General features: G+C 62.7%; 11 protein-coding genes and 4 pseudogenes. 5 read left to right on the forward strand and 10 right to left on the reverse strand.

The window, feature by feature from the left end:
• From VF672_RS05100 to VF672_RS05135, 8 genes and pseudogenes are all read right to left on the reverse strand, one after another.
• The coding region (locus VF672_RS05100; RefSeq protein ID WP_331102118.1) for an AI-2E family transporter at nt 1-839 on the reverse strand (839 nt) is incomplete at its 3' end.
• Nucleotides 840-946: 107 nt separating this feature from the next.
• Nucleotides 947-1,777: a DUF4892 domain-containing protein gene (locus VF672_RS05105; protein ID WP_331102120.1), complete on the reverse strand. Its 831-nt coding sequence runs from the start codon at nt 1,775-1,777 to the stop codon at nt 947-949.
• Nucleotides 1,778-1,951: 174 nt separating this feature from the next.
• Nucleotides 1,952-2,806 carry an alpha/beta fold hydrolase gene (locus VF672_RS05110; RefSeq protein WP_331102122.1) on the reverse strand — a complete coding sequence of 285 codons (855 nt, stop codon included), beginning with the start codon at nt 2,804-2,806 and terminating at the stop codon, nt 1,952-1,954.
• Nucleotides 2,803-3,633 (reverse strand): alpha/beta hydrolase, encoded by an 831-nt coding sequence (locus VF672_RS05115; RefSeq protein ID WP_331102124.1) that lies wholly within the window; start codon nt 3,631-3,633, stop codon nt 2,803-2,805. Before VF672_RS05115 ends, VF672_RS05110 begins: the two co-directional genes overlap by 4 nt.
• A gap of 356 nt (nt 3,634-3,989) precedes the next feature.
• Nucleotides 3,990-4,433, reverse strand: coding sequence for a hotdog fold thioesterase (locus VF672_RS05120; RefSeq protein WP_331102127.1), 444 nt, complete (start codon nt 4,431-4,433; stop codon nt 3,990-3,992).
• 79 nt (nt 4,434-4,512) lie between these two features.
• Nucleotides 4,513-4,971, reverse strand: coding sequence for a phosphohistidine phosphatase SixA (gene sixA, locus VF672_RS05125; protein ID WP_331102129.1), 459 nt, complete (start codon nt 4,969-4,971; stop codon nt 4,513-4,515).
• 122 nt (nt 4,972-5,093) lie between these two features.
• Nucleotides 5,094-5,360: pseudogene (locus tag VF672_RS05130) on the reverse strand (DUF4389 domain-containing protein); the annotation flags it as partial.
• A gap of 72 nt (nt 5,361-5,432) precedes the next feature.
• Nucleotides 5,433-6,458 (reverse strand): NAD(P)H-dependent glycerol-3-phosphate dehydrogenase, encoded by a 1,026-nt coding sequence (locus VF672_RS05135; RefSeq protein WP_331102131.1) that lies wholly within the window; start codon nt 6,456-6,458, stop codon nt 5,433-5,435.
• Between the two features lie 313 nt (nt 6,459-6,771).
• Between VF672_RS05135 and VF672_RS05140 the strand changes: the two are divergent.
• The 4 genes and pseudogenes from VF672_RS05140 to fabB form a co-directional block, all read left to right on the forward strand.
• Nucleotides 6,772-8,260 (forward strand): annotated as a pseudogene (locus tag VF672_RS05140) (ATP-binding protein); the annotation flags it as partial.
• Nucleotides 8,261-8,325: 65 nt separating this feature from the next.
• Nucleotides 8,326-8,709: pseudogene (locus tag VF672_RS24545) on the forward strand (response regulator); the annotation flags it as partial.
• A gap of 210 nt (nt 8,710-8,919) precedes the next feature.
• Nucleotides 8,920-9,435 carry a 3-hydroxyacyl-[acyl-carrier-protein] dehydratase FabA gene (gene fabA / locus VF672_RS05145; protein WP_331102135.1) on the forward strand — a complete coding sequence of 172 codons (516 nt, stop codon included), beginning with the start codon at nt 8,920-8,922 and terminating at the stop codon, nt 9,433-9,435.
• A gap of 10 nt (nt 9,436-9,445) precedes the next feature.
• Nucleotides 9,446-10,666, forward strand: coding sequence for a beta-ketoacyl-ACP synthase I (gene fabB, locus VF672_RS05150; protein WP_331102137.1), 1,221 nt, complete (start codon nt 9,446-9,448; stop codon nt 10,664-10,666).
• Nucleotides 10,667-10,854: 188 nt separating this feature from the next.
• Here the strand turns inward: fabB and VF672_RS24550 are convergent, their stop codons facing one another.
• Together VF672_RS24550 and VF672_RS24555 are read right to left on the reverse strand one after the other, a co-directional pair.
• The gene (locus VF672_RS24550) at nt 10,855-11,718 is read right to left on the reverse strand and encodes a methyl-accepting chemotaxis protein (RefSeq protein ID WP_414705575.1); all 864 of its coding nucleotides are present in this window, start codon (nt 11,716-11,718) and stop codon (nt 10,855-10,857) included.
• Nucleotides 11,713-12,480 (reverse strand): annotated as a pseudogene (locus VF672_RS24555) (MCP four helix bundle domain-containing protein); the annotation flags it as partial. The pseudogene VF672_RS24555 and the gene VF672_RS24550, both read right to left, overlap by 6 nt.
• A 189-nt stretch (nt 12,481-12,669) precedes the next feature.
• On the opposite strand from VF672_RS24555, the gene VF672_RS05160 reads away from it, so the two are divergent.
• A complete protein-coding gene (locus tag VF672_RS05160) occupies nt 12,670-13,542 on the forward strand; it encodes a pirin family protein (protein ID WP_331102141.1) in 873 nt (290 codons plus the stop codon).
• The last annotated feature ends 33 nt before the right edge of the window (nt 13,543-13,575 follow it).

The raw sequence follows: 13,575 nt of genomic DNA on the forward strand, positions 1-13,575 counted from the left end.
GTGCCCCATAGCCCGAGGAAAATTGCCATGCCATAGTCGCCTCTCCAGGCCAGCCACGCCGTGGCCGGTATCCAGATCAGCGGCGGGCCCATGGGCACCAGACTCAGCAGGAAAGTGCCAATGCCCAGCACCAATGCGCCCGGCACGCCCGCAATCAAGAAGCCGATCAACGCCAGCACGGCCTGCGCCGCTGCCGTGCCGATCACGCCGTTGACCACCCGCTGCACCGTACCGGCCACCAGATCGAGGTAATACTGCGCGCGGTCGCCAATCAGTCGTTCCAGAAGGCTCAGCACGAACGCCGCCACGCGGGGCCCGTCGCGGTAAAAAAAGAACACGAAGACGATGCTGAGGGTCAGTTCCAGAATGCCGCCACCGATCTGCGCGCTCCGCGCCAGCAGCCAGTTGCCCACCTGCCCGAGGTACGGCCTGACGCTGACCAGCAGTGCAGCGCCCTGCTGATCGATGGTGTTCCAGTAACCCACCAGTCGCCCACCCACCATCGGAATCCCCGCCAGCCAGGTGGGTGGGTCCGGCAGGCCATCCACTTGCACGTCCTTGACGAACGCCGTTGCGTCACGCACGTGATCCGCCAGATTGAAGCCCAGCCACACCAGCGGTGCGAGTACCAGCACCATCCAGCCGAGCGTCAGAATCGCCGCCGCCAGGGATTCGCGTCCCTTGAGCGCGCGGGTCAACAGGCGCATCAGCGGCCAACTGGCAAAGGCCAGCACTGCGCCCCAGAACAGCGCCGACCAGAACGGCGCCATGACCCACAGGCAAGCGCCGAGCAGCGCGAGCAGAAGAATCTGCACCAACAGGCGGTCGTTATTGAACATCGGTCATTCCGCCAAAAGTGGGTTCGGGTCCATTGAGCATACCGGCGAATACCGCAGCCCGCCTCATCCTGCATCCAGGCCAGCGTTGAGACGGGGTTGAGCCCGCCTCAGCGAATGAGTTCGAGCGTCAGCCCCGGATTTTTGCGGTCGCCGGCTTCCAGCCGCGCCGCGCGCACGCCTTTTGCCACGAGCGCCTGACGCCAGGCCTCGCGCTGATCCCCGGACAGCGTGACACGCAAGGTGCTGTCCAGATTCAGGCCACGGGACAGCAAGGTGATCCAGGGCTCCTGGGGTTCTGAAGTCAGCATCGGCAGCTCCAGCTCGCCGGTGCTTTTCAGCTCGCGCAACAGGGTCGCGGAGGTTGGCAGCAGCTCCCCAAGGGGCGTGCCGGACTGAAATTGCTCGACATGCAGGAACGCCCGGCGGTTGCCACGGGTGATGCCATACAACGCCACAAGGGTATTGTCAGCCGGGGCGGCCAGGCGCAGCAGCAGGTAGGATTGGCCATTGTCGGCGCCATACAGCTTGGCGTTGCCAAACACCTCATTGGCCCAGAGGCTGCTTTCGCCGCAATCGCGCGCCTGACACCAGAACAGTAACTGCGCGCCCTGCTGCTGCAAGGCTTCACGGGCGGCTGTAAACGCCTCATCGGCGCTGTGTTCGACCGGCAGTTGGTAGGTTATGCCCGTGACAATGCCACGCCCGGACACTTGCCCGTCAAAACGCAACTGGCCGCTGATCTTGCGGATCGATCCTAGAGGGTAGATGCGTTCAAGCTCAACGGCAGGCCGATAATCGACGATTTCAGCGTCTGCCAGTCGCGGCAGGTTGGGCAGATCCTGACTGCCAGGCACATCGGCCGCATGGGCAACGGCGGCGAGGCCGGTCAGCAGCAGCGACAGCGTGAGCGCTTGGGTGAACGTCTTGGGTGCACTCATGACAGGGCAGTCGGCGAGGCGGTCAGTAAAGCGGCAGGCAACGCAACGCGCGGGCAAAACAACGCCGCGACAACGCGCGGCGGGCCTGACAATAAAACGGTGCGGCGTGGGCAGTGGTCCATCGTGCAGTCTCCTGTTTCAACTGCGCCAGCCTCGGCAGTTGCAGGCTGCAAGTCAAGGAACGGCGAAGAAGCGATTGAAACAGTCTGCAACAGAGCCCGCACCCGCTTCGTCGTTCAGGTGCAAGTGATGCCCGCCCGGCAAGGACGTCACCGTAAAAGGAACAGTGGCGAGGAGTTCACGGTTTTGCGCGAGCATCCCCTCCTCGGCCACGATCAACTGCGCAGGGCAGCGCACCGCCGTCACGAAAGACAGCGCCTGCGCACGCGTCAGCCGAATCGCCGACGGCAAGGTCAACCGGCTGTCGCTGCGCCAGGTGTAGCCGCCGGGCACCGGCATCAGGCCTCGCTGCGCCAACAGCTCGGCGGCTTCGCGACTGACCGCGACCATGCCTTTCATCCGGGCCTCTACCGCCCGATCCATATCCGGGTATACCGGCTTGCGCTTGTCCTGTTGCGTCAATTGCGCCTGCAGTGCCGCGCCCATGCGCTCGGCCACTGACTCCGGCTCGCCCAGCGGCGGAATCAGGCCGTCGATCAGGGCCAGACGACTGACGCGCTGCGGGACCGCCGCCGCCACGATGACCGAGATGATCGCGCCCAGCGAATGGCCCAGCAGGGAGAACCGCTCCCAGCCCATTTGCCCGGCCACTTGCAACACGTCGTGGGCGTAGTCGGGCAAGCCATAGGCCGAACCCGGCGGGCGGTGATCGGAATGGCCGTGCCCGGCCAAATCCAGCGCCAGGATCCGCAGCCCTTCGAGCCGGGGCGCCAGGCGCGCGAAGCTGTTGGCATTGTCCAGCCAGCCATGCAGGGCGATTACCGGAATGCCATCGTGCGGACCGAACAGGTGGGCCGCCAGCTCGATATGCGGCAGACTCAGGCGGATTTCCTCCACTGAGCAGGTCATGCGCGGGCCCGTTGCGCTGCGTCTGCCGTTGCCGTGCCGGCATTGGCAGCCCAGCGTGAGAACAGCGCTCTGAGCATGTGGGCGGTGTCCTCGGGATGTTCGAGCGGGAACATGTGCCCTCCGGGCACGGAAAGGTACTCGCCTTCGCGCATGCTTTTGACCGACAGCGCATGGTGGCGACGCACCACATCGCTGCTTTCGCCGCGCACCATCGCCAGGGGAACCCGCAGCTGGCGCGCCAGCCCGGGACTGGTATGGGGCACGCTGCGGTAGATACTGATTTCAGTGGCCGGATCGAAGCGCAAGCGCAACCCTTCCCCATCAGCTTGCAGCCCATGACTCAAGTAGGCCTCGAAGCACTCGGGATCAAAACGCCGGAACAGCGACTTGCCGGAAAAGTAATCGCGCGCCGCCTCAACGCTGCTGAACACCTCGCGGCGTCCCAACGTCCGGCCAGCGGGTGTAATGCGATCGATGAAGCCGAACCGTTTGGCCGCACGGATCACCCACTGATCGACGCGCGTCAGCACCGGTGAGTCGAGCATGACAACGCCCCGGTACAACTCCGGGTGACGCAACGCCGCATGATAATGCAGCACGCCGCCCAGGGAATGGCCAACGCCCCACACCGGTTGGGGCTGCTCACGCAGATGATGGATCAGCTCGTCCACCAGCTCCGGCCAGTTATCGGTCACGGGAAACCGCGGGTTATGGGCATGCTGCTCCAGATGCCGGATCTCGAACTCAGGCCCGAGGGCGGCAAACAGCTTGCCGTACGTTCCGGAAGGGAAGCCGTTGGCGTGAGCGAAGAACAGGAGTTGGGTCATGCCGAGGCATCCAGAGCAACCAGAATATGCCGCGATTGTGCGCACCGCCCGCCAGCGCGGCAATGACCGGAACTGCCATCAATGAGGCCACTCCGGTCATTGGAGGTTTTATCTGGCTGAGTGGGAGCGATCAGGTGTCACACCGCGAGAATTCTGTTGCAACATCCGGCCTCTTCCCGGCTAAAGCCGGTCCCACAAAAGGCAATGCGCGCAGCCAGTGGGACCGGCTTTAGCCGGGAAGCCCTTGATCTGCTTTTGATCCTCATCCAGAGGAAGCAGAGACACCACAAGTCGCGACTTGGGTGCAGGGTGACCGAGGCGAAACCGTTCTGCCGTGAGCCAGAACAAAGAACGAACTACCGCTGCGGCGGCTGCTCGCCATGGGGCACGACCGCGACCGTCAGCCGGGAAATACAGCAGGCTTTCCCGTCCTCGTTGGTCAGGCGGATATCCCACACGTGAGTCGTGCGCCCGATGTGCACCGGGTGCGCCACCGCCGTCACTCGCCCGCTGCGCACCCCGCGCAAATGGTTGGCGTTGACTTCGATGCCCACGCAAAAAAACCGATCGGTATCTATTACCAGGTAGCTCGCGGTAGAGCCCACCGTTTCCGCCAGCACCACCGACGCGCCGCCGTGCAAAAGGCCGTACGGCTGATGAGTGCGCTCATCCACCGCCATGCTCGCCGTCAGAGACTGCTCGTCGACCGCCTCAAAACGAATATCCAGCACCTCACCGATGGTGTTCTTCTGCTTTGCGTTCAGTGCTTCAAGATCCGGGGGGCTACGCCATACAGTCATGGTTCTTCCTTGTTATTCGAGGGTTGCGGTACGTCTCACGTGCGGCAGCGCGGCACCTGGAACAGCGCGCGGCGCCGCATCATTCTGCGTGGCGAACATCCATCAATTGCATGGCACCGGCAAGGGGCAAATCCGCCTCAAGCCGAGCGAGACTGGCGGTGTGCATCGGTTGCGCCTGTTGCACCGACCCATGCACCGCCAGGCCAATCAACGCACCCACCAGCGGCTGATGGCTGACCAGCAAGACATCCTCCACGCTGTACGCATCCAGTTGATCAAGCACCGTGTGCGGGTGACTGTCCGGGGTCAGCCACGGCACCGTCTCGATGGCATCGGTGAACCCAAGGGCCTGTCGGACGAGTTCGGCGGTCTGCTGAGCGCGCACATACGGACTGGCGATGATCCGCGTCAGTGGCTGCCCCATCAAATGAGCGGCGCTGCGCAAGACCTCTTCTCGCCCCTTGGCGGTGAGCTCCCGCTCGGCGTCCGTGCGGGCCTGAGGCCGGGCTTCGCCATGGCGCAGAATCCAGACGTTCACGGTTTGGGCTCCTGATCGGCCGCAGGAGGGATTTCCGCGGTAGACGGCGTTGTGTCAGGCACCGGAGGAGCCTTGGCAGGTGCCGGTTGCGGCGTGGCAGGCACAGGCTGCGGCGTTGCAGCCGCCGGATGCGGCGTGACGACAACGACGTGAGGCGCCTCGCCCTCAGGTGCCCGCGGCGTCGGCCAGTCGGCAAACGGCCAGGGCTTCTGATCGGTGTTGAAGGTACCGAAGCGGCCAATCTGTGCGAGGTACTGGCTCAGGCTGTCGCCGAACGACATCACGCTCAGGCTCGGCGCACCATAGAATAGGCGGTAGACCAGCTGCACCAGGACGACCGCAGCCAGAACCACTTCCGCCACTTGCCAGACCAGTACAAACAGCACCATCCATAGGATGCGCAGCAGGATCGATTCGTGTTGCTTGAGTTTTGATTCGTTCAAGAGCTTCTCCGTGAGGGATCAGTTGAAACCACTGGTTGAAATGAAATCGACATCGGTCTTGGGCTCGGCGCGCATCAGCAGTTCGATGACCTGCTCCAGCGTGCGTCCCTCGAACAGGATGGCGTGGAGCCCGGCAACCAGCGGCATGTAGACCTGCAATTCTTGCGCCTTGGCCTTGAGCACCTTCAGCGTATTGACGCCCTCCGCGACCTCGCCCAGCCGGGTAACCGCCTCGTCCAGGCTAAGGCCCTGCCCCAGGGCAAAGCCGACCTGGTAATTACGGCTCTTGGGTGATGAACAGGTCACGATCAGGTCGCCGACCCCGGCCAGGCCCAGGAAGGTCATCGGGTTGGCGCCCTGGCTGACCGCGAAACGGGTCATTTCGGCCAGCGCGCGGGTGATCAGCATGCTTTTGGTGTTCTCGCCCATGTTCAGCGCCACTGCCATGCCGGCAATGATGGCGTAGACGTTTTTCAGCGCCCCGCCCAGCTCGACGCCAAAACGGTCGGCGCTGGCGTACACGCGGAAAGTACGGCCGTGCAAGGCAGTCTGGACCTGCTGGCAGAGGTCCTCGTCTTCACTGGCGACCACCGTGGCGGTCAGGGCGTGCTCGGCAATCTCGCGCGCCAGATTGGGGCCGGACAACACGCCGATTCGCGCAGCGGGTGCGATGTCCTCAAGGATCTCGCTCATGAGCTTGAAGGTGTCGGCCTCGATGCCCTTGGTCAGGCTGACCAGCATCTTGCCGGCGAGCAGGTCGACGTGCGGCGTGAGCACGCCGCGCAGCGCACTGGAAGGCAACGCCACGAACACCAGCTGGCTGTCGCGCAAGGTGGCGTGCAGATCGGTGACCGCCTCGACGCCGTCGAGCACCTTGATCCCCTTTAGGTAGCGCGGGTTTTCGCGATTGACGCGAATCGCCTCGGCCTGCTCCGGGTCGCGCATCCACTGCGTCACCCGGTGACCGTTGCCGGCCAACAGATTGGCCACCGCTGTCCCGAAGCTGCCGCCGCCAAGGACCGCTATTGGTTGCTGCTGGGTCATAAAACAATCCATTAAGGGCCATGACATCTGGCGATGCGGGCATTATACGGAGCGCCGTGCTCGCGGCCAGAGCGAAAAGGTGCCCCCACGAACTTCTAGCCGATCCCCCACTCATGGCGAGGAAATTGCCCACAGCTCAGTTAAGATGCGCTCCCCAGATGAAAATTCCGCAGCGACGCCGATGAGCTATCGTCAGGTCGCTCCCGAAGAGGTCCGTCACATGACACCATTCGCCTGCTTTTCGCGCCCTCTCAGGCTTCGCCATGCCTGAGGATCGACAAATCCTGCGAGTCCGGACCACCGGAGCCGCCTCGTGACGGCCCAGCGCAGCTGGAACATCAGCACCCGCACGCAGATCCTCAGCCTGGGCCCGGCCTTGTTGCTGACCCTGCTGCTGATCAGCTTCTTTACTGTGGTGCGAATTCAGGACCTGCGACAGGAGCTCAATCACACCGGGCAACTGATCGCCAACCAACTGGCGCCGGCGTCGGAGTACGGCGTGATCGTGGGCAACAGGGCCGTCCTGGAAAACCTCATGAAGGCCACGATGAACACGCCCCATGTGCGTTTTCTCGAGGTCCGTGACAGCGCTGGCAACGTGCTGGTGCATGTCGAGCCCGCCGAAAGACCGGGCCGCTCGCGGCAGATGGAAGTGTTCCAGGCGCCCATTCGCTTGCAGCCGGACAAATCCGCGCAGTGGTTTGCAGGCGCCAACGAGGCAAGTCTGGAGGATGACCCCAGCGTGCCCGTCGAGGGCTATCTGGGACGCGTGCTGGTGGGCATGTCCAGCGATGCGTTCAATCAGCGCGAGCAGGAGATACTGCTCAAAGCCGGTGTGTTGGCGCTGTTCGCTCTGCTGTTTACTTACATGCTGGCAAGGCGTTTGTCGTTAAGCCTGTCCCAGCCTATCAGCGCCATGAGCGCAGCGGTAAAGGCCATCCAGCAAGGTGATTATTCTGCTCCGCTGCCCGTTGCCGATGATGCCGAGTTGGGCGATCTGGCGCGGCACATCAACAACCTCGCCCTGGGTCTGGAGAAGGCCAGCCGTGAGCAGAAGCAGGCGATGGACGCGCTCATCCGCACCCGCGAAGAAGCCGAACGCGCGAACAGCGCGAAGTCTGAATTCCTGGCGATGATGAGCCACGAGCTGCGCACGCCCATGAACGGCGTGCTGGGCATGCTGCAGCTGATGGAAACCACGAGGATGACCGACGAGCAGGCCGAGTACGCCGCGCTGGCCATGGAATCCACCGAACACCTGCTGCGGGTGATCAACGACATTCTGGACTTTTCGCGCTTCGAACGCGATGCGCTGGAACTGGAGAGCATTTCATTCAATCTGGCCGACCTGATCAGCACCTCGGTACAGGCCTTTTCCCACAACGCTCAACAGCGCGGTCTGGCATTGGAACTGGACTTGCCGCCCGCAATGGAAGCGCTACAGGTCAAGGGCGACCCCACGCGAATCCGCCAGATACTGGTGAACCTGATCGGCAACGCGCTCAAGTTCACGGAATTCGGCAGCGTGCGCGTCGAAGCAGCGTTCACCGCTGCTGACCCGCAGCACATTCTGTTTACCTGCGCCGTTCGCGACAGCGGCATCGGGATTTCTCCGGACCTGCTGGAATCAATGTTCGATGCGTTTCAGCAAGCGGACAACTCCATCTCCCGTCGCTATGGTGGCACCGGTTTGGGTCTGCCCATTGCGCGCAATCTGGCCGAGCGCATGGGCGGATCGCTGCAGGCGCAGAGCAGCGAGGGGCTCGGGTCTGTGTTTCAGCTGCAAATCCCCCTGCAGCGGGTGCAAAGGCCTGTGATCACGCCTGCCGCCGGCACCGTGGGCGAATTGCCGCAAAGCCGCGACGCCTGTGTGCTGCTGGTCGAGGACAATCCGGTGAACCGCACGGTGGTCGACGCGATGCTGCGCAGCCTCGGCTTGCAAGTGAGTGTGGCGGCCGACGGCCTGGAAGCGGTGAACATGGCCAGCCGGGAAACCTTCGCGCTGATTCTGATGGATTGCCGACTGCCGGTCATGGACGGCTATGAAGCCACCCGCCGTATCCGCCTGCTTCCAGGACTGGCGACGTTACCGATTATTGCCCTGACCGCCAACGCCCAGCACGGCGACCGGGAAATCTGTCTGCAGGCCGGAATGAACGATTATCTGGCCAAGCCGTTCAAACGTGCTGATTTACAGCAGGTTTTACAACGTTGGCTGACCATTAAGGCATCTGCGACTGGCGGTAAATGATAAATTGCGGCAGTCTTGTGTGCCGATTCGACCCGTGCCAACGCGCGGACGAAAAATTTCAGTGCACAGGTGTACATTCATTTCACCCGTGCTGTGACTTTCACTACAACGCAATAGTCTATGAGTAGGCTGCCAGCAGAGGGATGACCCGCTGGCCAGATTGGGTAAGTAACGCCACACCCTGCCGCACAGGATTATCGAGGAGCTCGCATGACCAAACAAAACGCCTTTACCCGGGAAGATCTGCTGCGCTGCAGTCGCGGCGAGCTGTTCGGCCCGGGTAATGCGCAATTGCCCGCCCCCAACATGCTGATGGTTGATCGCATCACCCTGATCAGCGAAGAAGGCGGCAAGTTCGGCAAAGGTGAATTGGTCGCCGAACTCGATATCAATCCCGACCTGTGGTTCTTCGCCTGTCACTTCGAAGGTGACCCGGTGATGCCAGGCTGCCTGGGCCTCGACGCCATGTGGCAGCTGGTCGGCTTCTTCCTCGGCTGGCAAGGCCTGCCGGGCCGCGGTCGCGCACTGGGCTCGGGCGAAGTGAAGTTCTTCGGCCAGGTTCTGCCGACCGCCAAGAAAGTCACCTACAACATTCACATCAAGCGCGTCCTCAAAGGCAAGCTGAATCTGGCCATCGCCGATGGTTCGGTCAGCGTGGACGGGCGTGAAATCTATACCGCTGAAGGCCTGCGTGTCGGCGTCTTCACTTCCACTGAAAATTTCTAAGGGTATTCGCATGCGCCGCGTCGTTATCACTGGTCTGGGCATTGTTTCCTGCTTGGGCAATGACAAAGACACCGTCTCCGCCAACTTGCGTGCAAGTCGCCCTGGCATCCGTTTCAATCCGGAATATGCCGAAATGGGTCTGCGCAGCCAGGTGTCGGGCTCCATTGACCTTAATCTCGAAGAACTGATCGATCGCAAGATCTTCCGCTTCGTGGGCCACGCTGCTGCGTATGCCTACCTGGCGATGAAAGACGCCGTGACCGACTCCGGTCTGACCGAGGAGCAAGTCTCCAACCCGCGTACCGGTCTGATTGCCGGCTCCGGTGGCGCATCCACGCTGAACCAGATGGAAGCGCTGGATATCCTGCGCGAGAAAGGCGTCAAGCGCGTTGGTCCTTACCGCGTGACCCGCACCATGAGCAGCACGGTATCGGCATGCCTGGCGACGCCCTTCAAGATCAAGGGACTGAACTATTCCATCGCTTCTGCCTGCGCCACCAGTGCTCACTGCATCGGTACCGCCATGGAACAGATTCAGATGGGCAAGCAGGACATCGTGTTTGCCGGCGGTGGCGAAGAGGAGCACTGGAGCCAGTCGTTCCTGTTCGACGCCATGGGCGCGCTGTCCAGCAAACGCAACGAAACGCCAGAACAAGCTTCCCGCGCCTACGACGCTGACCGTGACGGCTTCGTCATCGCTGGCGGCGGCGGCATGGTAGTGGTCGAGGAGCTGGAACACGCCCTGGCCCGTGGTGCCAAGATCTACGCCGAACTGGTGGGCTACGGTGCCACCTCCGACGGCTACGACATGGTTGCCCCGAGCGGCGAAGGCGCGATCCGCTGCATGCAGCAGGCGCTGTCGACCGTTGACGGCACCATCGACTACCTGAACACCCACGGTACTTCCACTCCGGTTGGCGATGCCAAGGAAATGGAAGGCGTGCGTGAAGTGTTCGGCGACAAGGCACCGGCCATCAGCTCCACCAAGAGCCTGTCGGGTCACTCCCTGGGCGCCGCCGGCGTTCACGAAGCGATCTATTGCATGCTCATGATGGAAGGCAACTTCATGGCCGGTTCGGCGAACATCGACGAGCTGGACCCTGCGGTAGCCGATATGCCGATCCTGACCAAGACCCGCGAAAACACCGAGCTGAACCTGGTGATGAGCAACAGCTTTGGCTTTGGCGGCACCAACGCCACGCTGGTGATGAAGCGCTGGACTGGCAAGTAATCACGTCAGTCGCAGACTAAAAAAAGGCGCCCTGCGGGGCCCTTTTTTTATGCCTGCGAAACACGTTCAGCGGGAACTGCCGTTAGTGGGACATGCCCTCTGTGGGACCGGCTTAACCCACGCAGCAGTGGGGCCTGTTTAAGCCCCTAAGCCAGTGAGACCCGCTTTCGCCGGGAAAGCATCGAAGCTCAAACAGAGAACGCTGCCACCAGCCCGTTCAGATCCGTGGCCAGTCGCGACAGCTCGTGGCTGGCGGCGCTGGTCTGGTTCGCGCCTGCCGAGCTTTGCAGGGAGATGTCACGAATGTTGGTGAGGTTGCGGTCCACCTCGCGCGCCACTTGCGCCTGCTCCTCCGACGCACTGGCAATGACGACGTTGCGCTCGGTGATCAATGTGATGGCCGCCGCGATGTCATCCAGCGCAACACCTGCCGACTGCGCCAGCTCGAGGGTCGTCTGGGCCCGGCTGTTGCTGCCTTGCATGGCGGCCACGGCCTGATCGGTGCCCTGACGGATGTCGCCCACCAGTTGCTCGATTTCCTGGGTTGACGACTGGGTGCGATGCGCCAGTGCGCGAACCTCATCCGCCACCACGGCAAAACCACGTCCCGCCTCCCCGGCCCGCGCCGCTTCAATCGCCGCGTTCAACGCGAGCAGATTGGTTTGCTCGGCAACGGAGCGGATCACGTCCAGCACCTTGGTGATGCCGTACACCTTTTGAGCGAGGGTTTGCACCTGATCGCCAGCATCAGTGACGTCTTCGGCCAGATGGGCGATGGACGCCACCGTCTGCTGGACCTGCTTACGGCCGTGCTGGGCAATCCGGTCGGACTCACCGGAAGCCTGGGACGTCGCCACGGCGTTGCGCGCGACCTCCTCGACGGCTGCCGTCATCTCGTTGACCGCCGTTGCCGCCTGATCAATCTCCAGGCTCTGCTGATGCAGGCCGCGCGTCGCGTCTTCAGTGACCGTGCTCAGCTCCTCCGATGCAGACGCCAGCTGATTCGAAGAATCGGCGATGCGCATGATCGTGCGGCGCAGACTCTGCTGCATGGTCTTCAGGGCCTCCAGCAAACGCGCCGGCTCGTCACGGCCCTGCACGACGATCTCGGTGGTGAGATCACCGGCCGCCACCATTTGGGCGATCCCCAACGCCTGTGCGATGGGTCTGACGATGCTGCGGGTCAGGCCCCAGGCCAGCACCAGAGTAATGAGCGCCGTCAGTACCATCATCCCGGCAACCCAGCCCACCGCACTGGAGAACACCGATTTCGCCCGGTCACTGGCGTCTATCGCTCCCGCCTTGTTCAGTGCTACCAATTCAGTCAGCGCAACCGTCATCTTGTCGGCGAACTGGTTCATTTCGCCATTGACCAGCTGCATGGCGTCCTCAATCTGATTCGCGCCGGACAGCTCCATCACGCGGCTCTGTCGCTGGTAATAGCCCTGCTGAGCGGCGGTAAACGTCTCGTACACCTCGCGTTCGCGCGGTGACCCGATCAAGGCGGCATAGTTTTGCTGGGTGGTCTGCAAACCTGCCTTGAGCTGGTCGACTTTGGCCGCGTTGTCGCGCAGCGCGTCCGGGTTGCGGTTGAGCATAAGACGCAACGTGAGCGTGCGGATGCGCATGAGGTCTTGCCCGACGGTGCCAAGCTCCATCACGCTGGGCAGCCATTTGCTTTCGACGTGGTCCGACTGGGCGCGCATGCTTGCCATCTGCATCAGCGCAAAGGCCCCAAGGGCGAAAACCAGCAAGGCCAGCACGCCGAAACCGATGGCTGCCCGGGGCGCGATGTTCATGTTTCTGACGGTCATACCCGATTCCTTCCCAAGACACTGCTATGGAAACAGCAGTTGCGTGTGATGTCGGCTTTCAGATGACGTTCTGTAGGACAATTCCCATAGCGCTGCCGACGAATCGTTACAGAGTGTGTAGCACCGCCGTTCCAGCCAAGTGCCCGACTGATCTATACCCTGTGTGTCATGCCCACCGAGAGCGCCATTATGCTAACCATCACTCCCCGCGCTGAAGACGTCGAAGGCCAACCGATCCTGCGCCCCTTGCCCGCTGCACAATGCCGGAGCGTGGGCCCGTTCGTGTTTTTCGACCACATGCTCGAGATGCAATATGCCCCCGGCACCGGCATGGACATCCGCCAACATCCACACATCGGGCTTTCCACCCTGACCTACCTGTTTGAAGGCGAAATCCGCCACAAGGACAGCCTGGGCAGCGATCAGTTGGTCAGGCCCGGCGAAGTCAGCTGGATGACCGCCGGCCGCGCCATCGCTCACATCGAGCGCACCCCGGATTCTTTGCAGGCCAGCGGCTCACGCCTGCACGGGTTGCAAGTCTGGCTGGCCTCGCCCACGTCTCATGAGCAGGACGACGGGCATTACAGCCATCACGCCGCCGACACATTGCCGGTCAGTGACGGCATGGGCATTCGGATACGCCTGATCGCGGGGGAAGGCTTTTGCCTGAAATCACCGGTGCCGGTGCTGTCGCCCACGCTTTACGCCGAGCTGAACCTGCAGACCGCCACGACGCTGCGTGTGCCGGCCGAGCATGAACAGCGCGCGCTCTACGTCATTGACGGCGAACTGCTGCTGGATGGGCAGCCGGTGCGGCCGCGAAGTCTGGTGGTGCTGGATACTGGCAGCGAGCCGACGCTCTGCGCGCAAAGCGAGTGCCATGCCGTACTGATTGGCGGGGCGCCACTGGATGGGCCAAGACGGATGAGCTGGAATTTTGTGGCCAGCGATCCGGCACTGATCGAGCAGGCCAGGGCAAAATGGGCCGCGGGCGACTGGCCGACCGTGCCGGGGGAAGTGGAGCGCATCGAATGGCCGGTGAGCAGTAAGCTCAGGCGCTGATGGCCCAAGCCCCACATCATCTTTTCGTCGCGG

This window comes from Pseudomonas sp., assembly GCF_036387035.1.
Lineage (GTDB): Bacteria > Pseudomonadota > Gammaproteobacteria > Pseudomonadales > Pseudomonadaceae > Aquipseudomonas.

Coding starts and splice junctions, on each gene's coding strand:
- VF672_RS05135 (WP_331102131.1), bottom strand. CDS start 6,458: ATGACCCAGCAGCAACCAATAGCGGTCCTTGGCGGCGGCAGCTTCGGG.
- VF672_RS05115 (WP_331102124.1), bottom strand. CDS start 3,633: ATGACCCAACTCCTGTTCTTCGCTCACGCCAACGGCTTCCCTTCCGGA.
- VF672_RS05110 (WP_331102122.1), bottom strand. CDS start 2,806: ATGACCTGCTCAGTGGAGGAAATCCGCCTGAGTCTGCCGCATATCGAG.
- VF672_RS05105 (WP_331102120.1), bottom strand. CDS start 1,777: ATGAGTGCACCCAAGACGTTCACCCAAGCGCTCACGCTGTCGCTGCTG.
- VF672_RS05160 (WP_331102141.1), top strand. CDS start 12,670: ATGCTAACCATCACTCCCCGCGCTGAAGACGTCGAAGGCCAACCGATC.
- fabB (WP_331102137.1), top strand. CDS start 9,446: ATGCGCCGCGTCGTTATCACTGGTCTGGGCATTGTTTCCTGCTTGGGC.
- fabA (WP_331102135.1), top strand. CDS start 8,920: ATGACCAAACAAAACGCCTTTACCCGGGAAGATCTGCTGCGCTGCAGT.
- VF672_RS24550 (WP_414705575.1), bottom strand. CDS start 11,718: ATGCAGCAGAGTCTGCGCCGCACGATCATGCGCATCGCCGATTCTTCG.
- VF672_RS05120 (WP_331102127.1), bottom strand. CDS start 4,433: ATGACTGTATGGCGTAGCCCCCCGGATCTTGAAGCACTGAACGCAAAG.